Consider the following 23,092-nt stretch of genomic DNA (forward strand, 5'->3'; position numbering starts at 1 on the left):
TTGGCTGCAATGCCCAGGCAGCGGGGAAGGGCCGACCGGGACGTGAAGGGGACTGCACGCTCCTGCACATCGCTGCTGCTCGTAAATGCCGGCCTGACGGTCGGCTTCCTGTGCCCCGGTCAGGCCGCTGCACCCGGGCCTGGTGAGCGGCTGTTCGTTCGGAAACGGCCGTTTATCTTTTGACCACGGTGAAGTTATCCTGGATGAGCAGCCAGTTCTGCGGGAACGGCAGACCGAGCTTCCAGTAGCTTACCCCACGCAGACCGAGCTCTTTGACCAGGTTGAACTTGGCCTGGATGGACCGCGCGTCTTCGAACCAGACGATATGCTGCTTGCGGTTGTTATCCCAGTAGCTGAAATGCGGAGCCTGGGCGGTGTAATCGTATTCGATCGACACCTGCTCCCGGTGGGCGAGCTCAATGGCCTGCTGGGGGCTGAGCGCCTTGGCGTAAGCCCCGCCGGGAACGAAAGGAAGCGTCCAGTCGTAGCCGTACAGGTTCTGGCCCATCATGATCTTGGAGCCGGGCATCTCCGTCAGTGCGTATTCGAGCACCCGCCGCACCTCGCGGATCGGGGAGACGGGCATGGCCGGCCCTCCGCTGTAGCCCCATTCGTAGGTCATGATGACGACGAAGTCGGCGATCTCGCCATGCGCCTTGTAATCATGGGCGGTGTACCATTCGCCGGTCTGGGCGGCGCTGGTCTTGGGGGCCAGGGCCGTGGACATGAGATAGCCCTGCTGGTGGATCCGGTCCGCCGCCTTGCGGAGGAAGTTGTTGTAAGCTTCCCGGTCGACGGGGCGCAGGTGCTCGATATCAAAGTGGATGTCGCGGAAGCCGAGCAGCCGTGCAGTCCGCAGGATGTTGTCGAGCAGCGTGTTCTGGAGCGTCTCGTTCGTCAGAATGACCCGGCCGAGATCGGCGCTGAACTGGTCGTTCTCCAAATTGGTGACGACCATCATCAGCGTAACGCCCTGAGCCTGGGCGATCCGTCTCAGGTTATCGAGCGGGGGAGGCTGCAGGGTGCCGTTGCGGTTGATGCGGAAGGAGAACGGCGCCAGGTAGGTCAGGTAGGGAGCGGCTTCACGGGCCGACTGAGTGAGCCTCGGGGAGACCTCGTCCCCGCGCGGCTCCAGATAGGCGTTGAATTCCGCCGTGCGCTTCGGACCCGGCGGAATGTAGAGCCGGAGGCCGACCCTCAGCGGCTGCCCCGCGTTCAACCCGTTGACCTGGGCCAGCCTGGCGGGTGTCGTGCCGAATCGTGCGGCAATCGAGGTCAGCGTATCCCCGGCCCGCACCCAGTAGTAGCGTCCGACGATGGGAATAACGAGTGCCTGTCCTACTACCAGTGACCTGCCGACCGGGATTTCATTGGCATCTGCAAGCTCCTGCACCGTTACATCATAGGCCTGCGACAGCCGGAAGAGCGTCTGGCCCGGCTGAACCACATGAATCTGCATGCTGTTCCCTCCTTCATGTACACCTTCACCGAAAACCCAATGCCGTTCCAGGCTCGCTGATCGTTTACCCTATTGATATTCGGTCAGGGAGCGGGGAATGTCATGCAATCGGGCGCAGGAAGGAGAATTTACGAAAAAGGACGAGATGGGGCCGTAAGGCAAGCATTGATTCCGGGCGGAAGCCCTATGACAGCCGGGCTCGGAGAGCCGGGATAAGCATGAAGACTGGGCATGATGAACAAGCCAGCAGATGACGAATGCCGCAGGGGCTTGGGAGAAGACAGGCTTCAGGCAGGCGGATTGTACTTGTTGCGGTAATGGCGGCTGAATGCGATGATCAGGGGAACCATGACGATCGTCGGCAGGAACCACAGGATGATGGACACGGAACTCACCCCGAGAAGCCTGGGGGCCCCGAAGACCGTGAAGGCGGTAATGGTTGCGATGCAGCACCCCATCATGGCGCCGATATGTTCGAGTATCCAGTGCCTGCGTGTCTTGGGCACGGACCGCCAGTAATAGAGCTGCTGGGCACCGAGTACAATCCCGATCAGCGGAAAATACTGCAGCAGGGGAAACCCGATGCGGAAGCCGTAAACGCACACCGCGATGCCGCTGAGAAAGAGTAGCAGGGAGAAGCCGAGGTCCCGGAGGCCCCGGTGCGGCGCGCGGCGGCTCTTGATCCGCAGGACCCGCAGACCGTACCAGGCGGAAGCCGAGCTCAGGACCGCTATGAAGATGAGGAACCAGGAGAAGGCGATCAGGCTCTCATCGGCGGACGGATCGAGGAAGATCCGGTACACCCCCATGTAGAGCGCCGACAAGGCTACGAAGCCCATGCAGTATACATAGAACCACCCGCTCCGGTTGTGGGTTCGCCCGCCCTTGACGGTGACCAGCGGAATCCAGAACGTGAACAGGGCGAGAAAGCCCCCTGCAATATGCAGGAGCCGGAACGCATCGAACAGCCAGGCCATGGTCATGGTCCTCCATTGTATGGGTTGCTACCCTTCATCATACCGCAGAGCCGGGGAAGGCAGTAGAGGATAGAAGTCATGGAGGGGCAGGGGGCATTCTGTCGGATCCTGTTCGGTGACGGACTTTAGACGCAACCGGGAGTTCTGGCTATCCTCTCCGGCATTGGGTATGATGGAGGAACAGCCCGGCCTCTCGGCCGGGCGGGAACCAACGGGAGAGATGGACTAATGGAGAATAACCGGCAGATTCGGAGCAACATCTGGAATACCGTCGAGGACCTGAGCGACATGCAGATCAACACCCGGGTAGAGGAAGGCAAATGGACGATCGCCCAGGTGCTTGAGCATCTCTATCTGATGGAGAAGGCCATCACGGCATCAATGAGCCGCGAGCTGAACGGAGGCGAGATTCGTCCTGCGGAGGAGAAGAACTTCTTCCTTACCCTCGACCGCAGCCGCTCGGTACCGGCTCCTGCGCCGCTCGTGCCGGCCGAGGGCTTCTATACGATGAACGAGCTGAAAGACAAGCTGGGGGAATCCAGGAGGACGCTCGAGGAGCTGCTTGCCGGCATTCCGGATGAGGAGCTCGCACAGAGGTCCTTCCTCCATCCGGTGTTCGGGCTCATGGACCTGAGGCAGTGGCTGACGTTCATCGGCGTGCACGAGCAGCGGCACTGGGGACAGATCGAGGAACTGAAGATGGGACTGCCTCCGGAGGAATAATCGCTGGGCGTGCCTCTCCGGACAGTGAGCGGGCGGACGGGGGCGCAGGCGGAGGTAATGGGGCTAGAGCAACCCTTGAAGGAGTGGGGCGTGTGGACAAAAGCGGCAGACATGCGGTGGTCACAGGAGCGAATTCAGGGATGGGGTTGGCCGCATCGGCAGCACTGGCGCAGCGCGGCTTCCGGGTGACGATGGTATGCCGGAGCCGGGAGCGGGGGGAGCAGGCGCTGAAAGAGGCCATCTCTCTCAGCGGATCGGAGGAGCTGGAGCTGATGCTCTGCGATCTCGGCTCGCTGCGGAGCATTCGCGCCTTCGCCGCCGACTTCCGGGCAAAGTACGACAAGCTGGACGTGCTCCTCAATAATGCGGGCGTCTTTGCCTTGAAGCGGGAGTTCACGGAAGACGGCTTCGAATCGATGATGGGCGTCAACCATCTGGGGCATTTCCTGCTGACGCACCTGCTGCTGAAGCCTCTGCTGCAGGCGCCCCAAGGACGGATCGTCGTTGTATCCTCGGGCGCGCACCGCGCAGGAAAGATACATTGGGACGATCCGTTCCTGAGCCGGGGCTTCAACTTCTGGAAGGGGTACGCGCAGTCGAAGCTGGCGAACGTTCTCTTCACGAAGGAGCTTGCCCGCAGGCTGGCCGGCAGCGGGGTCACGGCGAACTGCCTGCATCCGGGGGCCGTGGCGACGAGCATCGGCGTGGACCGGAGGACCGGCTTTGGCCGAAGCGTACTGCGGATGCTGAAGCCGGTCTTCCTTACGCCGGCCGAAGGGGCCTCCACGGCCGTTTATCTCGCGGTAAGCGAGGAAGCCGCCGGTGTCTCCGGCGAATATTACTACAAACAAAAACCGGCCCCCGTCTCCCGCTTGGCCGCCGATCCGGAAGCGGCAGGGAGACTGTGGGCCTGGAGCGAAAAGGCAGTGGGACTAACATGATGATCATGAATGAGAAAATCAAGGCGGCGGAAGTGGAGCTGACCGGCCTCGACGGCGAATCGCTCGGCGTCGTCTCCCGGGACGAGGCGCTGGCGATGGCGAAAAAGCTGAAGGTGGACCTCGTCTGCACCTCGCTGATGAGCTCCCCGCCTCCCTGCCGGCTGATCGGCAGAGGAGCGGCCAAGGAGGCGCAGCAGAAGGAGAAACGGGCCGCCGGCGGCGGAGCGCCGGCCAAGGTGAAGGAGCTGCGGCTGACCCCGCATATCGAGGAACACGACTATGAGACGAAGCAGCGACAGGCGGAGAAGCTGCTTGCTTCAGGTCATGCCGTACAGCTCGTGGTCAAAACCGGCTCCGCCAAGGAAAGTGCGGCGGCCAAAGCGCTGCTGGAGCGGCTGCTGAAGGATCTGGCCCCGGCGGGCAGCGGGGAGTCCGGCATCCAGGTCAGCGGCAAGGGGGCGCAGGTCAAAGTCAACCCGCAGTAAGCGGGGGCGTTCGGCGGGCTTGAAGTGGCGGGTAAGACCGATGGGCCGGCGTTGGCTGCCGGCCTGGCAGCAGCGGCTAACCCCGCCCGCCCCGTCCGCACCTGGCCTGGGGCGACTGCGGGTCGAGCTGCATGAATTCGAGGCGGTTGCCGTCCGGGGAGTGGACCCGGCACTGCCAGTTGCGGTCTTTGCCCATCTGGGGCTCGACACTGAGCGTCACGCCATGGCTGCACAGGTGGGCGGCCATGGCTTCAACGCTCTCGGCCTCCAGGCAGAGGTGCGGGAAGCCGACCGGGCGTTTGACGGGCTGCGGGCGGTTCCGGCCGCCGTAGTACAGCTCGATGAACTGCAGCCGGATACCTGAAGATAGACGATCGGGGTTCGTCCTGATCGTTATGAATTTCAAAGGCTTTGGTCAAAGCCTTGAATTGTGATGAAAGCCCTTTCTTTCCTGCTGGATTCAGCTTACTCCAATCCGGGAGCCCGCAAGACTTAAGGATAGGCTGACCGCCTGCTTCTTTCAAAGCTTCTCCCGGTGACAGTTCGTCGAACGGTCTGGAATATTTTCGGAGGCCATTGTACAATAAGGAAGCGCGAACCTCCGTTCGCCGCCAGTCGCCGTCCATCATCCCAAGCTAAGTGCACACCCGAGAAGGAACAGGGGGATCCTACGATGCCGTTCGTCTTCCAGGCCGCTGTCTATCCCGAACGTCCCGGCTGCTACATCATGAAGAATGAGGCGGGGCGCATATTGTATGTCGGCAAGTCCAAGAATCTGCGGAGCCGTCTGCGCTCCTACTTCCAGACCAACCACAAGCGCAAGAGGCTGCGCCAGCTCGTCGAGGAGATTGCTTCGATTGAAGTCATGCTCGTCAACAACGAGGCGGAGAGCCTGCTGCTCGAAAATAACCTGATCAAGATCCACAAGCCGCCGTTCAACCGTGCGCTGAAGAAGGACAACTCCGGGTACGCTTATCTGCACATGACGGCTGAGCGGCTGCCCCGTCTGGACGTGTACTACCGCGACCGACGGCCCTCGGCCGTCCGTGCGGCATCGGCCGCTTCCGGAGAGAAGAAGCCGGAGACACCGGATAAGGAGCAGCGCTTCGGCCCCTACCGGAGCTCGCGCTTTCGCAATGCGGTCATGGAGTTCGTCGCCGACCACTACCGTCTGCGGACCTGCACCACGATGCCGAAGCGCGTCTGCCTGCTCTACCATATCGGGCGCTGCAGCGGCGTCTGCGAAGGGAAGATCTCCGAGGAGGAATACCGAGAAACGGCCCGCCAGGCCGCTGAGCTGCTGCTGCGCCACGGAGATGATCTGATCGCCGCCATGTACGGCAAGATGGAATATTATGCGGAGCGGCTTCAATTCGAAGAGGCCGCCTCCATGCTGCGGCATATCCGGGTGCTCGAGCAGATGCCCGCCAAGCAGATTGTCGACCGCGAAGCCCTGGTCGATCAGGATGTGCTGTATTTCGGCGAAGAGCGCGTTCTCGTCGGCAAAGTACAGGAGGGCATGCTCCGGGACTTCGACCTGCTTCCGCTGGATCAGGGGCTGGGCGATGCCGCCTGTGACAGGTTCCTCGTCTCCCGCTATTCGGCGGAGCGGCCTCACGAGCTCATCGTCAACCGGATCTGCGACCCCCGCATGGTGCGCTCGCTGCTCCACCGGGGGGGCGGCCCGCCGGTCAAGATTACGCAGCCGAAGCGGGGACTGAAGTACGAGCTGCTGCAGCTGTGCAAGGAGAATTACGAGTACCGCCTGCAGCGGGAGCTGCAGGGATGTTAGCAGCTTTGATGCCTGTGTTACTGTTACAGCCCTTATACCTTATTCATTCCGGCCGGCCTTTGTCGAAGGGCCGGCTTTTTGCTGTCAGCCCCGGGCATCCAAATCCGCACATCCATTGGTAAAGTGGCCGTTTCCTGCTTGTCTGCGGGGACGTTCCAGGCATACAATAGAGCGGCAGTCATCTTACCGATAAAGAGGTGCCAGCCAAGTGATCTACGGACGTGACGTAACGAGAAAGGTTATTTGTATCGGCCCGAATTTCCGGGCGTTCCGGGAAGAGAAGGGGATAACCAATGACGGGGAGCTGTCCCTGTCGCTGAAATCGCCCGAGAGTCTTACCTTCGGCGATACCGTTCGGGTATCCCGGGAGATGGGGGCGTTCATCTGCGAAGTCGAGATGGCGGTCATTATCGGCCGGGATGCGAAGAATGTCAGCGAAGATGAGGCCGCATCGGTCATCGCCGGCTATGCCATCGCCAACGACATGACGGCAGCCGACCATTTTGGTGACGGTCGCTTGAAGATGTATGATGAAATGACCCCGATCGGACCGATGGTGGAGCTCCGCGATCCTTCGGATGTGGAGCTCGAGCTGTGGGTGAACGGTCAGCGGATCCAGCAGGGGCATACGTCGGAGATGCTCTTTGCGCCTCTGTGGCAGGTCGCCCATCTCTCCCGGATCATGACGCTCCGCAGGGGAGACGTCATCTTGTCCGGTACGCCGGCGAACCCGCAGGTGTGCCAGCCGGGAGATCGGATCGAGCTCCGCAGTCCGCAGCTCGGCACGCTAAGTCATACCGTCGTGGTGGAGCCTTGATTCGTCAAGGCTCTTTTTTTCTGCCTTGAATTGACCTATGGATAATTATAAGCCCTTCTTACCACTTCAGCATACCGCCGTCCGTCCGCTTCAGGCCCCGGATCTTGCCCAGATCCTCAGCCAGACGAAGGGCGGCCAGGTCTTTCATCTTGGCTTCGACCATGACGTCGATCCGTTCCATCCCCGCCTCCCGGCAGCCGCGAAGGAAGGCGGCCAGCGGCTCCGGGTTAATATAGTCGGCATGGGAGCGGAAGTCTTTCTCCTCTTTCGGGGAGGAGACATGAATCTTCATCGGACGCCCGCCCCACGTGGCACGGATTCTCCCGAGAACGTCCAGCGGATCCGTGCCGGAGGGGTTGCACCAGTCGTGGTGAAGGTCGAGCATCATCGGGCGGCCGAGCCGTTCACAGACCTCCAGCGTCTCCAGGAGGGTGTAGGTTTTGTCATCATTCTCGAAGGTCATCCGCGCCGCCACAGGAGCAGGCACTTCCGGAAATTTCTCATACAGGCGTTCCATGGCGGAGGCCTTGTCCCCGTAAACCCCGCCCACGTGAATGTTGATCACCGCCGAATCGTCCAGACCCATGCCGTCCAGCAGGGCCGCATGGTATTCGAGGTCGCGGATGGCCGCTTCCACGACCGGATCTTTGCCGTTCAGAAGGGTGAACTGGTTGGGATGCATGGAGAGGCGGATGTCATGGCGGCGGGCGAACCCGCCGAGCTCCGCCAGCTCCTTCTTGTACACTTCCCCCACATCGATCAGGACTTCCGGGTGGGTGGCCAGCGGGATGAGGGAGGAGGAGAGACGGAAGAGCCGGATCCCGTGGGCCGCGTTGTAATAGAGAATGCGCCGCGTCGCCTCGAGGTTCTTGCGGCCGACCTCGATCGCCCGCTGCATGGCCTCCTCCCGGGGCCGCTGGGAGAACAGCTTGTAGGTGAAGGTGGAGCTGGGGGTGTTATTGAAGATGGCAAGCGCCATTGAGACGTAGCCGATCCGGATCTCCATGAGGGTGCTCCTTCCGCTGCTGCACTGCAGAACTTTAGCCATATGTTATTAGTAATTTAACTCAAAAGGGGCTCCCTCACCCGGGTATTTGATTAGGCCAGGCGATACGGAGGGTATGTAATCCGTAACTGGTGCCCAAACAGAGGGCGAGGAGAATACGAAAGGTGCGAATCCAAAGGGGGGAAGCCGCATGGACCACCGGTTTCCGGGCGACCCGCGGGCCGGAGCCTGCCGGCTGCCGGACGGGTATGCCGTACTGGCCGAAAGATATGCCAACACCGCGCTCAGTGCGGCGGTGAACGTGACGGGCGACTGGCCTGCCGGAAGGGCGGCTGTACGTGCCGCGCTTGCGAATGCAGCCCGGAAGAAGGCGGAGCTTCCGCCGCCGCATGAGGCTGGCCGTTGGCTGTACCTTCAGGCCCGGCGGGAGGCGCTGAGGATGCGGCGAAAGGAAGGCCTGCCCGGCTGGTCCATGTCCCGAGCAGAGGCGGCGGAGGCCGTGCTTCCCGGAGGGGCTGCGCCGTATGAGGCGCTCGGCCGCGTACAGGAGCAGGACCGGGGCCTGTTCCTGCTGCGCGAGCTGGGCGGCCTCGGCGAGGCGGAGATCGCCCGGGCCGTGAACCTGACGCTGAACGCGGTGCGCGTGCGGCTGCGGCGGACGGAACGCCGCTGGGACAGCGCTTCGCTTGCGGCGGTATGCCGGAGCTTGGCGGCCCGCCGCCTGCCGCGGGGATGGGCGTCGGCCATGGCGGAGTAAGCGCCCGTGAACGGGCCTGCCCGTATACGCTCGGCTTGGCAGCGTGCAGTCGGCGGAGCGACTCGCTCTTATCTGCTGCGGCGTGCTGTGCTGCTCAAGAAGCCCGGCGAAGGAGCGTCCCGCTGTGTTGCATGGGGACGTCTCCGCGGATGGGCGGTGCGTCCGGTCCGCGTGCAGCCTCCGCTGAAGGCCTCTTCGCCTAAGCGCAGGTGGGGTGGGCCATGCTGCCGAACGGACAGGCAGCAATCTCCTGTCGGCGCCGGCCGTTCCCCTGCGCGGCAGGGCGGACCGCCTTTGCGTCTCCGCTGCCGCAGTTCGTGCTGCTTTTCTCCCCGGCTATCTTTCCTGGTACTCCTCCGGATTCGGTTCGATTGGTTCCCGGCGGTGTAATAAAAGGTACGAATCTAAGATGGGGGTGGGACAAGTATGGAAGCTAATCCAAAGCAGGGGCTGAGCCCGGAGCAGGAGAAGGCGATCGGGGACAATATGACGAAGTATGAGAAGCATTACTCGGAAGAGGGCTTCTGGTCCAAGATCAAGAAGTACGCCAAGCAGGCCGGTGAGGTCGTAGTGCATGCCGGGCTGCTGCTCTACTATGCGCTGAATAGCCCGAAGACGCCGACCCGTGCCAAAATGCAGATCTACGGGGCGCTCGGCTATCTGATCCTTCCGGTCGATCTCATTCCGGATTTCGTGATCGGCATGGGTTTCCTCGACGACTGGGGGGCCTTGGCACTGGCGATCAAGTCGGTCAGCGAGGCCATCGACGATGAGGTGAAACGCCAGGCGAAAGAGAAGGTCGACGATCTGTTCGGAGGGACGGAAGAGGACGGACAGCCGAAGAGCACCGTGATGAACAGCCCAGCTCAGGAAGTACGGCAGCCATAATGCAGGATCTGCAGGGACGACAGCAGGGCGGGACGCCAAAAGAGCACGGCCCCGAGGGGCCGTGCTCTTTTCATGCGAAGGTCTTCTCCGCTTTATGTGGAGTTACTTTTTGGCATTGGTAAAGTGGTTTACCAGGACGGGAAGCATCTTCGTATTCTGAACCATGACCGAACTGCACAGGGGACAATACGGCTGTTCTTCGAAAGCGAAGTTATCACGCATCCAGCTGTTGCATCCTTCTTTGCTGCAGGTCCAGACAGGTGTTTCTTCTTGTGGGGCCGGTTCCATGGTTCGTTTGGAAAAATACATGTAATGTCCCTCCGTGGTATGGTTATTCAATCCAGTTCAATCGAAAAGAACTGCCCGGGAGGGACAGTTCTTTTATGGATGCGGGCGAATTACAGCTTGACTACATTCTCGGCTTGTGGTCCGCGGTTGCCTTGAACCACATCGAACTGTACGCGCTGGCCTTCGTCCAGGGATTTGTAGCCTTCTCCTTGAATGGCGCTGAAGTGAACGAATACGTCCTTGCCGCCTTCCACTTCGATGAAGCCAAATCCTTTTTCCGCGTTAAACCATTTCACTGTTCCTGTTTCCATGACCGCCATTCCCTCCAACGTTCTGCTAAATGTGCGTATACCGCCGTGAAATAAAAAAATCTACATGACATAACGGGCAAACATGTATGTGATGTCATTACCCATTACTCTATGTAGATTCCCGGCAATTTATACGCGATACTTTATTATACCAGATCCTGATTCTGGAAACAATAAGGTACGGATTGACTATACAGCGTATTCCCTGTAAAGTTTGTGTGATGAGGAGGCTTCCAGATGCCAGCGCAAAACTATAAGTTAAACGAGATCGATCTCCGGTTGGAGCCGTATCTGACCGAATTATATAGACTGCACCGCACCCGGGCGGCAGCGATCGATTGGAGCTATCATGAATTTATCCCTTGGGAGCTCGGACGAAGCTTCAAAGAGCATCCCTGGTCGATCGATCAGCGGACGCTGCCCGATCCGATCTACCTGGCTGTTGAAACGTCATTGCTGACCGAAGTCAACCTGCCCTTCTTCTATCATCATCTGGCTGTTACATTCAAAGGATCGCTGAAGGTGCTTCAGGATTTCGTACATACCTGGGTATCCGAGGAGGATCAGCACTCTTCGCTTCTCGAGACTTACCTGATCATTACCCGCAACGCCGACCCGGCGGCACTGCACCAGCTGCGCAAGACCGTAGTGGAAGGCGGCTTCGTGCCGGACTTCGATACGGCCATGGAGACCATGGTGTACACGGCTGTGCAGGAACTGGCGACCATGGTGTTCTACAATAATGTCGCGAAGTCGGCCGGTCCGTACGACAAGAACCTGGCCTCGCTGCTTCGCCGTCTCGCGAAGGACGAGTCCCTTCATTTCGCTTTCTACCGCGATGTAGTCAAGGGTTATCTCGGCCAGGACCACAACTTCGTATACTATATTCACAAGGCCATGACGAGCTTCGCCATGCCCGGACGGGACATGCCCATGTTCAAGGAACGGATGGATGTCATCGCCCAGGAAGCCGGCTATGGGCCGGTATCCTATTTCAACCAGGTGTTCGACCACCTTATTCAGGTGTGGGGCATCCAGGATATAAAGCCGAGCCGCACCGAAGCGGAGAATGCCCGCCTCGACCTGCTCGAGTACCATGGCAAGTTGAAGCGGATCAGTGCCCGTCTGGCCGCCAGAGGGATGAAGTAACCGACCGCCGTCATTCGCTGAGCCGCAGCGTACCCTCTTGTTCCCGACATCAACCGTGGGGAGCAGGGGGGTTTTTGGCATAGAGAGAAAGGGATTGAACGTACTTGGGGAGGAAAAGAACCATGAGCGAGATCCGGTACTATGAGGAATGGGCGATGAATGCCTGGCCGTGCCTGCAGACCCAGGCGGTGGACGGCTGGCTGTTGCGCTGGGCGGACGGTTATACGAAGCGGGCCAACTCGGTCCAGCCGCTGTATCCGGCCCACCTGCCGCTCGGGCAGAAAATCCGGGAGGCCGAGGCGTTCTACCGTCGGCTGGAGCTGCCTGTTATCTTCAAAATGACCGAGGCATCCGAACCGGCGGGGCTGGACGCGGAGCTTGAGAAGCGGGGGTACGCGCTGGTGGAGCCGGTGAGCATCCAGACACTGCGCTTCGGGGAGAACGACCTGCCGCAGCCCGCCCACGGGGAGATCGAGCTGTCGCCGGGCTTGACGAAGGAGTGGCTCTCCTCCTTCCTCGCGATGAGCCCAAGCCATGCGCCCCATAAGGAGACGATTCGCCGGTTGTTCGCACAGCCGCTGTCGGACTGCTGCTTCGCCGCCCTGAAGGTGAACGGCGAAACCGCCGCCTGCGGGTTATCCGTGCTTCACGGCGGGGAGGCGGGGCTGTTCGACATCGTAACCGGGCCGGCCTACCGGCGCCGGGGGTACGGGGAAGCATTAATCCTGCACCTGCTGCACTGGGGCAGGGAGCGCGGAGCCCGGGGGGCCTTCCTGCAGGTGCTTGCGGAGAACGAGCCGGCCGTAAGGCTCTATGCCAAGCTCGGATTCACCGAAAGGTTCAGGCAGTGGTACCGGGTGAAGCAGGAGGTTCGGGACTAGGCGGCAGGCAGCCCTGGAGGCGAGTGCATGCGCGTGCCAGGGGTGGAGATGAATGGAAGAGCGCAGAGGCCGCCATACTATGGCAGAAGAGGCTGGGAAGGAGAGGTCCGCATGCCATCCAAGGACGGAGTCATGGAGAGCGCCGGCCGGCCCCGCCGGCTTCTGGCCCTGCTCAGCAGCTTCGGCGTAACGAGCCTGCAGCGGCAGAATCCCTATATCGTAGCCTGGTGGTCGGCGGCTTTTCCGGGCTTCGGCCACCTGCTGCTCCAGCAGTATATCCGGGGCGTGCTGCTGACGCTGTCGGAGGTGTTCACGAACACGCTGGCCCATATCAACGAGGCCATCGTCTACTCCTTCAGCGGGAGATACCTCATGGCGCGTGAGGTGCTGGATCCCGTCTGGCTCTATGGATACTGCGTGATCTATCTCTATGCGATCTGGGACAGCTACCGTTCGACCCTGGAGACCAACCGGCAGTGCGAACTGGCGGAGATCGAGAACGCCCGGCTCCAGGCGATGGTGCTGCGCCCGGTCACGATCCAGTATCTTGAGCGCAAGAGCCCGCGGGCGGCTGCGGCTGCCTCCTTCTTCTTCCCGGGTCTCGGCCAGCTGTACAATCACCGCGTGGGACTCGCCTTCTATGCGATGATCTGGTGGTGGGTGTATCTGTACTTATCCAATCTCCATGCAAGTCTGCTCGCGCTGCTTCTCGGCCATCCGGCCGAGTCGGCCGCCATGCTGAGGCCGCACTGGCTTCTGTTCATGCCGTCGGTGATGTGCGGCTCGATCTATCATGCATACGTTACGGCTGTAGAGCACAACCGTCTGTTTCGGGTCGAACAGCGCCAGTATTTGAAGGAGCGCTATCCTGCGGCCGGCTTCAAAATTTTGCCTTAAGGGGGAGCGAGGGTGCTTGTCATCGGCACATTCGAACACCGGGTAGAGCTGGAGCAGGCGCTCCTTCAGCTCGAATATCAGGGCGTTCCGCAGCGCTGTATTCTGGCCGTCCCGATGGCCGTCACCCCGCAGGGACCCTTCAAGTATTCGGGCCAGCCATCCGATCTGTCGGCCAAATCCTTCGAAGTCGGCATGGCCTGCGCTACAGCGTTCAGCGTGCTCGGGATCAGCGCAGGGTTCGTCCTGGAGCCCGGGCCGATCATCTGCGGAATCATCGCAGCGGTCGGCGGCTTTTTTCTCGGGCAGGGCTTGTACCGGAAGTATACGGCCAGCTCCGGCCAGCTTTCTCCCCTGCGGGCCCCCCGGCTGCCGGAGGTAACGGTGATTGTGCGATGCAGCCGACAGCAGGTTCCCCAGGTGGCGGAGGTGATGTGGAAGCATCATGCCCTCACGGTAGGAGAGGCGGAGGACGAAGGGGAGCCGGAGGAGCGGGAGGCCGGCAGGCATAAATCGGCCGGGTCCGGCGCATAGTATGAGGGCTGTGAAAAAATGGTACAGAGGAGGCACCACCTATGGCAACCAGCCGCAATCATCAAGGCGCCCACGGCATCGGCCAAACGGAAGAGCAGCTGAACAACCAGGCGCAGGCCGCCGTTCAGATCCAGGGCGAAAGCGAAACCGACCAGGAAGTGCTGGCGGCAGCGAACCGCGAAGATTCGGAGCTCGACGAAATCATCGAATCCTAGGAGACTCCGGGAGAAAACCATGGACTTGCGTCTATGGTTTTTTTGTTTGTCTGCGCTGTGCCGGGATGGCGGTGCCCGGCTGTTCTCAACTGAGAAGCTTCCGGGGGAGGAAGGATTTAATGCACATCTCTGGAATAAGATTGAATTACAGCTTACTAGCGAGGATGTATCTTTTTGGAAGCGGCCTTTGTGCGAAGCGGGGCGGAGCGCAAAAAGATATACCCGAGCGCCAGGAGGAACGCATGAAGCTCAGTTTCCAGCTCAAGATGATTGCAGGACTGTCGGTCATTATTCTTCTCTCGTGCGGCCTATCGGGGTATCTCTCGTATATCAACCAGCTGCGGCTGTTCGAAGAGGAAGTGGGGAGGCAGTATGAGAAAAACGTCGAAGGGGCGCTGTCCCATCTCGAGCTGCGGATCGGGGAGATGTACCGGATTTCGAATTACATCGTGTTCAACAGCCTCATCGAGAAAGCGGTTACCGAGTTGATGCACGGACGGGTTCAGGGGGACATCGGGGAATACGAGACGCACAGCCGTCTCGAGGATCTGCTGCGGCAGGTGAAGCTCGACGCCCCGTTCATCGATTCCCTGTACATTTATGATCTGGAAGGTCGCAATTATTACTTCGGCCACATGAAAGAGACCCTGGGCAGCCTGGACCCGGAGGTGTTCCAGCAGATCAAATCGCGGGCGGGCGCCTCCAGCGGAGAGCTCGTGTGGACGCGGGTCCGGGTGCCGAGCTATGTGGAGCGGGCCGGGTACTCGGATGCGGTCATAGCGGCGCGGTGGCTGCGCAGCAAGTCGCTCGGCACCTACGGGCTGCTGGTCATGGTGCTTGACGAGTCGCTGCTCGGCAGCCCGCTGCAGGAGCTGTTCCGCGGCGACCGGGGAGGCATCTATCTCTACGACGCGCAGGACCGCCTCCTCTATCTCAAGGAGACCTCCGGCACGGAGCCGGCGCTGGCGGAGCTCGAGGGCGGCCAGCGGATCCGCAAGGAAGGCGGTGAAAGCTACCTCTATGCGGTGCACTCCTCGGCGACCTACAACTGGACGCTGGTCTCCCGGGTGTCGCTTGCGGCCCTGCAGGATAAGAGCCGCGTCACGCTGCAGATGGCTCTCGTGTCAGCGCTTGTCGCCATCCTGCTCGGCGGGATGCTGATCGTGCTGCTCAGCGGCCGGCTGACCCGGCCCCTGAAGGACCTGGTGAAGGCAATGAGGGCCATGCGCGAAGGCGACTTCAACGTGCGCATCCAGCCGCGTACCCATGATGAGCTCGCCTTCATCGGCGAGGGATTCAACACGATGGCGGCCAATGTCCGCTCGCTGATCGAGGAGGTATACCTGCGGCAGCTCAGCGAACGGGAGGCGGAGCTGAAGGCGATCCAGGCGCAGCTCAACCCGCATTTTTTGTACAACACCCTGAATGGCCTGTATTGGAAGCTGTACGTGAAGGATGACCGGGAATCCGCGGAGCTGGTCTCCGCCCTCTCGGGTCTGCTGCGCTACTCGCTCGAGCGGGCGAGTACGGATACGGAGCTGCGGGAAGAACTGCGGCAGATCCGCAACTATGTGGAGATCCAGAAGGCGTTCGTCGAAAGCCGGTTCGAAGCGGAGATCGAGGCGGAGGAGACGGTGCTTGCCTGTGCCGTGCCGCGGCTGCTCCTGCAGCCGCTGGTCGAGAACGTGTTCGTGCACGCGTTCCTGAGCGGGCCGGAAGACAAGCGCCTGTCGGTGCGTGCCTACGCCGAAGGGCAGGTGCTGGTCGTGGACATTGCCGACAATGGGGCAGGCATGGAGGAGGGGCAGATCGTCCGCCTCCTCCGCCCTGTGTCCGAAGAAGAAGGCGTGCGGCCGTCGATCGGCATCCGCAGCGTGCTGCGGCGCATCGACCTCCTGTACGGAGAGCCCTATGGGCTCGGCATCGAGAGCAGCCCGGGGCGGGGGACGCAGGTCCGGCTGCGGCTGCCTCTGAGGTACCGGGGCGGGGAAGGGGCAGAGGCCTGGGAAGGTGTGGAATACGGAGCTGCAGAGGCGCCGTGCGGTGACGGGAGGCCCAAGAGGCCGGGAGAAGCAGGCTGCTCTACGACAGGGGAGGGATGAAGATGATCGGAAAGCTGCTCATTGTCGATGACCAGGCGATCTTCCGTCAAGGCATCGCCAAGATGATCGGGGAGCACGAGCTTGGCTGGCAGGTGGCGGGGGAAGCGGAGAACGGACGGGAGGCGGTCGAGCAGATCGCGGCGCTTCAGCCCCATCTCATTCTGACGGACATCCGCATGCCCCACATGGATGGACTCGAGCTGGCCGAGTATGTACACAGGCACCACAAGGAGACGGCGGTCATCATCCTGACCGGGTATGAGGATTTCAAGTACGCTCAGGCGGCGCTGAAGTTCGGGGCGATCGACTTCCTGCTCAAGCCCTGCAACGAGCAAACCCTGATCGAAGTGCTGGGGCGTGCTTACGAGCACTTCCGGGAAGGCATGCTGCGGGCCCAGCGGCAGGCGGCCGACCGGCGTGCGCTCGAAGAGCATGTGGTGCGCTCGCTGCTGCTTGGTCTCCCCTGTGACGACCGGCTTGCTCAGCGGGCAGGGGCGGCCTATGCGGGGAAGGAGCTGGTCCTGCTCCGCGTCGAGTCGTATTTTCCGCCGGGCAAAGCGTACCGCCGTGCAGACCTGGGACTTCTGCAGTTCGCCCTCTTCAACATGATCACCGAGCTGGCCGAGTGCCCTCCTTATCACGGAAGGCTCGTCTCGGTCCGCCACGACCGGTTCGCCCTCTTCACGGAACTTGTGGAGGAGGAGCCGGCCCGGGGGCTGGAGCAGCGGATTGCGGAGGCCTGCCGAACCTATCTGGGGCTGGCGGTGACGGCGCACCGGTGCGGACCGGCCGGGGAGCCCGAAGGCTGGAGCGGCCTCTACCGGGGAGCGGAAGAGCAGCGTGCGGTGCCGGCTGCAGAGCCCCGGCCCCCCGGCTGCCCGCCGCGAACGTGACGAGGATCCGGGAGATGCAGACGGAGCTCGAGACCCGGCTGGTGCTCGGGCAGATGGCGCAGGTCAAGGAGCAGATCGAGGCGATGCTCGGCCGGCTCCCGTCCATGCCGCCTGAGGATGCGAGGATCGAGACCCTGTCGTTCGTGATGGCCCTCGGCCGCACGGTCTCCCGCCTCTTCGGGGGAGAAGAGGCCCGCTTCGATGTCGCGGTGCCGATTGAGTCGCTGCCGGCACTGGCCGATACGGGGGCGATCGTGGCCTTCGCGCAGGAGCGGGCGGAGCGGTTCCTCGCCCAGTTCGCGGCCTGGCAGGAAGACAAGAACCGGAATCTGGTGACGAAGACAATGGCCTATGTCGAAGAGCATTACATGGAATCGTGCTCGCTCGCCGAAGTGGCCGAGAAGCTGCACATGAGCGGCACCTATTTCTCCAAGGTGTTCAAGCGGGAGACGGGGGACACGTTCACGAACTATGTCACGAAAGTGAGGATGGAGAAGGCGAAGCTGCTCCTGAGCAACACCGATATGAAGATCTTCGAGGTAGCGGCCGCGGTCGGCTACGATGACCCTAATTATTTTACGAACGTCTTCCGCACCACCCAGAAGATCTCTCCCACCGAATTCCGCAAGAGGCACCGGTAAGGCACGAACGCCGGCCTGAGCGCCCGAGGAGCCTGGGAAAAAAGGGGTGGATGAAGCACGTCCAGCCCCGCTCAAACCCGTTCACGTTGATCCCCAAGCACAGCCATAGGAAGGAGCCGCACGAGGGTGCCGGCTCCTTTTTGCCGTATCCGGACATCCCGGCTTCCCTGCAAATTGCAGCACGCGCCTGCCTGTACAAACACAGCAAATTACAGAATTATGGCTAGATATTCAAGGATTCGTGCGGGGGGGAGGCACTACAATAGGGGATGCCGAAGCCGGCACATCAAGGTGTGCGGCTTAAACCGCGTGGCGGGAGGGGAGCGCAGAGGTGCGAAGGGTTACGGCAGGCGAGCCATAAGGAGGGATAACGATGAACGTTCGTAGGCTGCTGAGCGGGGGCTGTGCGGGGGTGCTGCTGTTTTCGGGCATAGGGGTTTCGAACGCAGCGGGTACTGCAGGAGGTTCGGGCGGTGTGTCAGCCCCACAATTGAAAACGGTTACATATTCAGGTGCCGGAGCTGCCGGCGAAGCGGCGGTAAACGGTACGGCTCAAGGAGGTGCTCCAGCGTCCGGGGAGGCGGTTCCGCGGCTTGCGGCCGATGCTGGCGGTTCCGCCGGCACGGCAGAAACAGAAACCCAGGCGCTCGCTACAGCGGTGCAGGTGGACCGCTTCGGGCAGTGGGTCTCGGCCACCTTCCCGGAGAAGGTGACCAGTGAGAGCCAGCTGCTGGAGGATGTGGCGGCGGATGCGGCGTATTACGGCGCGCTGCAGGCGCCGGATTGGGACCCCTACGGGGGGCTGAAGGGCAGCCGGGAGCAGTATGGCTTGAATGCTACAGGCTTCTACAGCATCCAGGAAGCCGCCGGACGGAAGGTGATGGTAACGCCGGAGGGCAATCTGTTCTTCAGCCTGGGGGTCAACGGGATCGCCCCTACGGATACGTATACGGTGGTCACAGGCCGGGAGGGGATCTATGAGTGGATTCCGCCCTACGAGAGCGAGTACAAGTCGGCATTCCTGAATACGAAGGATAACTTCTCGTACTACCTGGCCAACCGCATCCGCAAGACAGGCCAGCCCTACACCTCGAGGAGTCTGTATACCGAGGGCATCCAGCGCATACGGAAGTGGGGCTTCAATACGGCCGCCGGCTGGACCCCGGTCAATCTGTCGCGGGAGTTCAGCGTCCCGCACGTGCCCTTCCTGCCGCTGAGCGACATGGCGTGGGCCAAGGTGAACGGGCTGAAGTTCTTCGACATCTTCGTGGACGGGGCGGAGGCGAAGCTCGATGCGGCGCTGGGCCCGTTGCTGACGGAGCACAAGAACAACCCGTATATCATCGGCTATTTCTTCGGCAATGAGAGCTACTATCACAAGCTGGCTCCGGATCTGCCCAAGATGAAGGGCAGCGAGGTGGCGGCCAAGCGCAGGCTCGTGCAGATGCTGCAGGAGAAGTACGGGACGATCGAGGCGTTCAATGCCGCCTGGAACGGCACCTATGCCAGCTTCACGGCGCTCATCGACGCTCCGCTGTATATTGATTCGCAGCAGGCCCAGTACGATGTCGACGACTTCGTGAAGCTGTATCTCGATACGTTCTTCGGAACAGTATCCCGGGTGTTCCGCAAGTATGACCCGAACCACCTGCTGATCGGCGACCGGTGGCTGACCCTGCCCGTGAATAATGTGAAGGTGCGCGGCTTCCTGGCGGAGGCGGCGGGCCGGCACCTGGACGTCATTTCCATTAACCATTATTCCAAGAATCTCGATACGGTCATGCTGAACCACATTCATCAGGCCTCCGGCGGCAAGCCTATCATGCTCACCGAGATCGGGTACGGAAGCAGCGAGCAGGGACTCGGGGCGCCGACCCAGATGCTCGTCGCCGACCAGAACGAACGGATGCTGCGCTACCGCAACTATGTGGAAGGCGCCGCCTCGCTCGGCTATATCGTAGGCGTCCACTGGTTCGCCTACCTGGATCAGGCGGCCACCGGCCGGTGGGCCGAAGGCACCACCGGGGAACGGTATAACTTCGGTCTGCTGAATGTGGCCGACCGCCCCTATAAGCCGTTCCTCGAAGGAGTCATGGCGTCGAACAAGGACATCTATCCGGTGCTGCTCGGCCAGCGGGTCCCGTTCAAGCATGAGTTCGGGGACGTGCCGAGACAGCCGGGTACGAACAAGATGGAGATCCCTTATACGCCGGCGCCCATCCCGATCGACGGTGAGGTGAACGGCTTCCCCGGCGATGCGGCGGCGGTCACACTGGGGCCGGGCCAGCTGGTGAACGGCACCGGCGGGGAAGGCATGCAGGGCGAATATACCTTCGCCTGGGATGAGAACCGGCTCTACGTAACGGCGGTCATCAAGGACCCGACCCCGATGAAGAATAACAATCCGAATATCAACGTCTGGAGAGGGGACGGGGTGGAGCTGTTCTTCGGTCCCCAGGATCTGACGACGCCCGGCGATCCGCTGTTCCTCGACCGGCAGCTGATCGCAAGCGCCGGACTGAACAACGGGCAGCCGTTCTGGTACTGGTACTTCACGAACCGCCAGAAGCCCGTGGAGATGGCGGTGAAGCTCCTGCCGGACGGCAGCGGCTATGTGCTGGAGGCGGCGCTGACCTGGGACAGCATCAATCTGCAGGGGCAGGCGGATACACGCTTCCTGTTCGACTTCGGCTTCGACGACAGCGAGGACGGCAATACCCGCAAGCGCCAGTGGGTGTGGAACGGCACCTCGGCCAACAGCACGAACCGCGGGCACTGGGGCCAGGCGACGCTCGTCAAGCGGGCGGCTCCGGCCATCCGGATCACGGGTGTAGAAGAAGGCGGAGATTATACGGATGAAGTGCTGCCCGTCGTGGAAGTGGAAGACGCGACGGGGGTAAGGAGCCGGACGGTGACACTGGACGGTGCACCGTGGACCGACGGCACGCCGGTGACGGCACCCGGCTCGCACGAGCTGACCGTCGAGGCTGTGAACACCGTAGGCATTACGGCGAAGAAGACGGTGACGTTCGCCGTCTACGGCTCTACGGCTCTGGAGCTGTCCCCGGCCGCCGGGCAGTACAGCGATGAGGTGCAGCTGGAGGCGAAGCTCAGCGGGTCTTCGGGCGGCCCTGTGCCGGGGGCGGAGCTCAGCTTCGAGGTGAACGGCTCGGCGGCGGGCACCGCGGTCACGGACGCTCAGGGCCGGGCAGTGCTTCCTTACCGCATCAGTACGGGGCCGGAGAGCGGGCAGCTGTCCGTGAAGGCGGCCTATACGCCGGCGGCGGGCTTGTATCTCCGGCCGGCCGCTTCCGAAGGCGCGCTGACGGTCCGGCCGGAGGACGCGGCCCTGCAGTACACCGGCGAGACCTATGTGAAGGAACGCCGGCCTGCGGTGCTGTCCGCGCAGGTGGTGCAGGCGGACGACGGCAGCGCGGGAGCGCTCTCCGGCCTGCCGGTGCGCTTCACCGTGTCGGAGGTGCGTCCGGACGGCACGCTGCGGGAGCTGGCCGGCGTGACCGACAGCGTCTACGCTACCGGTGCCGACGGCCGGGCCGAAGCCGCAGCCCAGCTGCCGCCGGGCCTGTATGAAGTGCGGGCGGAGCTGCTCGCCGGCCCGCTCTACAAGGCTCCTGCACCCGTACGCAGCACGTTGGCCGTTGCGGCACCGGTGGCCGGCCACAGCGTGACCGTGAACGGGACCGTGCCGGGAGGGACCTTCCTCGGCAAGCCGGCGGGGACCCTTGTCTTGAACAGCATGGTTTCGTATGACCTGGCCGGCGGTCTGACGGGGGCGCTGCGAGTCTCCGGGGAGCCCGGCGGGGCGGAGCTGTACGTGAAGTCGTTCGACTGGCTCGTGATCGCCGGAGACCGGGCTTACGTCCAGGGCACGGCCGTCTCGGGCAGGCAGACGTATACGGTCCGGCTGCTGCTGAAGGAGCTCACGACAGTCTCGCTCTATGTGTGGAAGGGCCGGGACACCTCGGCCGAGCCCGTCCACAAACAGCTGAACGCCCAGCTGACCGGCGCGGTGCTGACGCTTCCCTAAGCGGGAAGACGAAGTCCGCTCCCGGGCGGACGCCTATGAAACCCGCAGGTCCCGCAAGTCCGGGGCCTGCGGGTTTTTGAAATTATTTGAGGAAGGCGAAGCCGTTCATCTTGGGTACCCGCCCCGAAGAGGCAAAGCTTCTCCTGGCCGGGAGGACAAGCGGTCCAATCTTTGCTCAAAATAGTCAAGAATTATGGCTAAATATTCAAGGAAGCGCTTACTGTGAAGAGGTATGATAGGAACTGTAGGAAACGACTGGGAGCCGCTTCACCGAATAGCAAGCAGGCCGCCCGGAAGGAGGGATGGTATGAAATCCGTACAAACGTCAAGGCTGGGCAGCCTCGGCGCAGAAGAGCGGCCGGGACTCTCCGGCGAGCGGCTGCGCCGGCGCAGGCAGTGGAAGCAGAACGTGCCGCTGCTGCTCATGTTCCTGCCCGGAGTCCTGTTCTATGTCATATTCAAATACGTCCCGATGGGCGGCCTGGTAATCGCGTTCAAGGATTACAACTTCGCGGACGGTGTGTTCGGCAGCCCCTGGGTGGGCTGGGCGAACTTCGAGCTGCTGTTCAGCCAGGCGCAGACCTTGAACATCATCCGCAATACGCTGCTCCTCAGCTTATTGTCGCTGGTGGTGGGATTCCCCGTGCCGATCGTGCTCGCAATCCTGCTGAACGAGGCACGGCGCATGTGGTTTAAGCGAATCGTGCAGACACTGGTGTATCTGCCGCATTTTCTCTCGTGGGTCATTGTGGGGGGCATCGTGCTCTCGCTCTTCTCCCTCGAATCGGGCTCGATCAACCGCTGGATCACGAGCCTGGCCGGAGAGCCGTATCCGTTCCTGTACGAACCGGTCTCCTGGATCGCGGTCTTCATCGGTTCGGGGATCTGGAAGGAGATGGGGTTCTCGGCCATCATCTATCTCGCGGCATTGACCACAATCGATCCGCACCTGTACGAATCCGCAGCGATGGACGGCGCCGGCAAGCTGCGCCAGATCTGGCACATCACACTGCCCGGCATCTCGTCCACCGTCATTCTGCTGCTGATCCTCGGGGTCGGCAAAATTATGGAAGTCGGCTTCGACCAGGTCTGGGTGCTCCAGAACGAAGCCGTATCGAGTGTCTCGGGGGTCATCTCCACGTACATCTACACCTTTGGAATCCAGCGCGGGCAGTTCAGCGTGACGACGGCCATGGGGCTCTTCGACAGCCTGGTCGGCTTCATCCTCGTGCTCACCGCGAACTCCATTGCGCGGCGGTTCAACCAAGGGCTTTGGTAGAAAGGAGGCAGA

23 protein-coding genes are annotated in these 23,092 nt (G+C 61.8%); 17 read left to right on the forward strand and 6 right to left on the reverse strand.

What is annotated here, in order from left to right; genetic code table 11:
• Positions 1–172: 172 nt before the first annotated feature.
• Both PM3016_RS01345 and PM3016_RS01350 read right to left on the reverse strand, forming a co-directional pair.
• On the reverse strand, positions 173–1,459 hold the full coding sequence (locus PM3016_RS01345; protein ID WP_013914073.1) for a glycoside hydrolase family 18 protein: 1,287 nt from the start codon (positions 1,457–1,459) through the stop codon (positions 173–175).
• A 287-nt stretch (positions 1,460–1,746) separates the two neighbouring features.
• Positions 1,747–2,436: a hypothetical protein gene (locus PM3016_RS01350; protein ID WP_013914075.1), complete on the reverse strand. Its 690-nt coding sequence runs from the start codon at positions 2,434–2,436 to the stop codon at positions 1,747–1,749.
• Positions 2,437–2,664: 228 nt separating this feature from the next.
• Here PM3016_RS01350 and PM3016_RS01355 point away from each other — a divergent pair, with 228 nt between their 5' ends.
• The 3 genes from PM3016_RS01355 (at position 2,665) to infC (ending at position 4,585) form a co-directional block, all read left to right on the forward strand.
• Positions 2,665–3,159 (forward strand): DinB family protein, encoded by a 495-nt coding sequence (locus PM3016_RS01355; protein WP_013914077.1) that lies wholly within the window; start codon positions 2,665–2,667, stop codon positions 3,157–3,159.
• A gap of 92 nt (positions 3,160–3,251) precedes the next feature.
• Complete coding sequence (locus tag PM3016_RS01360; protein WP_081484294.1) at positions 3,252–4,100, forward strand: SDR family oxidoreductase; 849 nt, start codon at positions 3,252–3,254, stop codon at positions 4,098–4,100.
• Positions 4,097–4,585: a translation initiation factor IF-3 gene (gene infC, locus PM3016_RS01365; protein ID WP_013914079.1), complete on the forward strand. Its 489-nt coding sequence runs from the start codon at positions 4,097–4,099 to the stop codon at positions 4,583–4,585. Before PM3016_RS01360 ends, infC begins: the two co-directional genes overlap by 4 nt.
• Positions 4,586–4,661: 76 nt before the next feature.
• On the opposite strand, the gene PM3016_RS38360 is transcribed toward infC, so the two are convergent.
• Positions 4,662–4,991: a VOC family protein gene (locus PM3016_RS38360; RefSeq protein ID WP_187296715.1), complete on the reverse strand. Its 330-nt coding sequence runs from the start codon at positions 4,989–4,991 to the stop codon at positions 4,662–4,664.
• Between the two features lie 267 nt (positions 4,992–5,258).
• Here PM3016_RS38360 and PM3016_RS01375 point away from each other — a divergent pair, with 267 nt between their 5' ends.
• Positions 5,259–6,377 (forward strand): GIY-YIG nuclease family protein, encoded by a 1,119-nt coding sequence (locus PM3016_RS01375; protein WP_013914081.1) that lies wholly within the window; start codon positions 5,259–5,261, stop codon positions 6,375–6,377.
• 208 nt (positions 6,378–6,585) lie between these two features.
• The gene (locus tag PM3016_RS01380; RefSeq protein WP_013914082.1) at positions 6,586–7,194 is read left to right on the forward strand and encodes a fumarylacetoacetate hydrolase family protein; all 609 of its coding nucleotides are present in this window, start codon (positions 6,586–6,588) and stop codon (positions 7,192–7,194) included.
• A gap of 58 nt (positions 7,195–7,252) precedes the next feature.
• On the opposite strand, the gene uvsE is transcribed toward PM3016_RS01380, so the two are convergent.
• On the reverse strand, positions 7,253–8,200 hold the full coding sequence (gene uvsE, locus PM3016_RS01385) for a UV DNA damage repair endonuclease UvsE (protein ID WP_013914083.1): 948 nt from the start codon (positions 8,198–8,200) through the stop codon (positions 7,253–7,255).
• 190 nt (positions 8,201–8,390) lie between these two features.
• Here uvsE and PM3016_RS01390 point away from each other — a divergent pair, with 190 nt between their 5' ends.
• A complete protein-coding gene (locus PM3016_RS01390) occupies positions 8,391–8,957 on the forward strand; it encodes a sigma factor-like helix-turn-helix DNA-binding protein (protein WP_014368179.1) in 567 nt (188 codons plus the stop codon).
• Between the two features lie 426 nt (positions 8,958–9,383).
• Positions 9,384–9,845: a YkvA family protein gene (locus PM3016_RS01395; protein ID WP_014368180.1), complete on the forward strand. Its 462-nt coding sequence runs from the start codon at positions 9,384–9,386 to the stop codon at positions 9,843–9,845.
• 102 nt (positions 9,846–9,947) lie between these two features.
• On the opposite strand, the gene PM3016_RS01400 is transcribed toward PM3016_RS01395, so the two are convergent.
• On the reverse strand, positions 9,948–10,154 hold the full coding sequence (locus PM3016_RS01400) for a cold-shock protein (protein ID WP_014368182.1): 207 nt from the start codon (positions 10,152–10,154) through the stop codon (positions 9,948–9,950).
• Between the two features lie 89 nt (positions 10,155–10,243).
• Positions 10,244–10,444 carry a cold-shock protein gene (locus tag PM3016_RS01405; protein ID WP_014649098.1) on the reverse strand — a complete coding sequence of 67 codons (201 nt, stop codon included), beginning with the start codon at positions 10,442–10,444 and terminating at the stop codon, positions 10,244–10,246.
• Positions 10,445–10,681: 237 nt separating this feature from the next.
• Between PM3016_RS01405 and PM3016_RS01410 the strand changes: the two genes are divergently transcribed.
• The 10 genes from PM3016_RS01410 (at position 10,682) to PM3016_RS01450 (ending at position 23,080) form a co-directional block, all read left to right on the forward strand.
• Positions 10,682–11,593, forward strand: a complete 912-nt coding sequence (locus tag PM3016_RS01410) for an acyl-ACP desaturase (protein ID WP_013914088.1) — start codon at positions 10,682–10,684, stop codon at positions 11,591–11,593.
• A 122-nt stretch (positions 11,594–11,715) separates the two neighbouring features.
• Entirely contained in the window at positions 11,716–12,474 is a 759-nt protein-coding gene (locus tag PM3016_RS01415) for a GNAT family N-acetyltransferase (RefSeq protein WP_014368184.1), read from the forward strand.
• Positions 12,475–12,585: 111 nt separating this feature from the next.
• Positions 12,586–13,371: a hypothetical protein gene (locus PM3016_RS01420; RefSeq protein WP_014368185.1), complete on the forward strand. Its 786-nt coding sequence runs from the start codon at positions 12,586–12,588 to the stop codon at positions 13,369–13,371.
• Positions 13,372–13,383: 12 nt separating this feature from the next.
• A complete protein-coding gene (locus PM3016_RS01425) occupies positions 13,384–13,902 on the forward strand; it encodes a hypothetical protein (RefSeq protein WP_014368186.1) in 519 nt (172 codons plus the stop codon).
• A gap of 41 nt (positions 13,903–13,943) precedes the next feature.
• On the forward strand, positions 13,944–14,117 hold the full coding sequence (locus PM3016_RS38365) for a hypothetical protein (RefSeq protein ID WP_013914092.1): 174 nt from the start codon (positions 13,944–13,946) through the stop codon (positions 14,115–14,117).
• A 242-nt stretch (positions 14,118–14,359) separates the two neighbouring features.
• Positions 14,360–16,219 (forward strand): cache domain-containing sensor histidine kinase, encoded by a 1,860-nt coding sequence (locus PM3016_RS01430; protein WP_014368187.1) that lies wholly within the window; start codon positions 14,360–14,362, stop codon positions 16,217–16,219.
• Between the two features lie 2 nt (positions 16,220–16,221).
• Positions 16,222–17,112, forward strand: a complete 891-nt coding sequence (locus tag PM3016_RS39235) for a response regulator (RefSeq protein ID WP_238540412.1) — start codon at positions 16,222–16,224, stop codon at positions 17,110–17,112.
• 14 nt (positions 17,113–17,126) lie between these two features.
• Positions 17,127–17,753, forward strand: coding sequence for a helix-turn-helix transcriptional regulator (locus PM3016_RS39240; RefSeq protein ID WP_238540413.1), 627 nt, complete (start codon positions 17,127–17,129; stop codon positions 17,751–17,753).
• A 373-nt stretch (positions 17,754–18,126) separates the two neighbouring features.
• Complete coding sequence (locus tag PM3016_RS01445; protein ID WP_014368188.1) at positions 18,127–21,801, forward strand: sugar-binding protein; 3,675 nt, start codon at positions 18,127–18,129, stop codon at positions 21,799–21,801.
• A 307-nt stretch (positions 21,802–22,108) separates the two neighbouring features.
• Complete coding sequence (locus tag PM3016_RS01450; RefSeq protein WP_013914098.1) at positions 22,109–23,080, forward strand: ABC transporter permease; 972 nt, start codon at positions 22,109–22,111, stop codon at positions 23,078–23,080.
• Positions 23,081–23,092: the final 12 nt, after the last annotated feature.

Origin of the sequence: Paenibacillus mucilaginosus 3016 (assembly GCF_000250655.1) — a bacterium.
GTDB classification, from domain to species: Bacteria; Bacillota; Bacilli; order Paenibacillales; family NBRC-103111; genus Paenibacillus_G; species Paenibacillus_G mucilaginosus.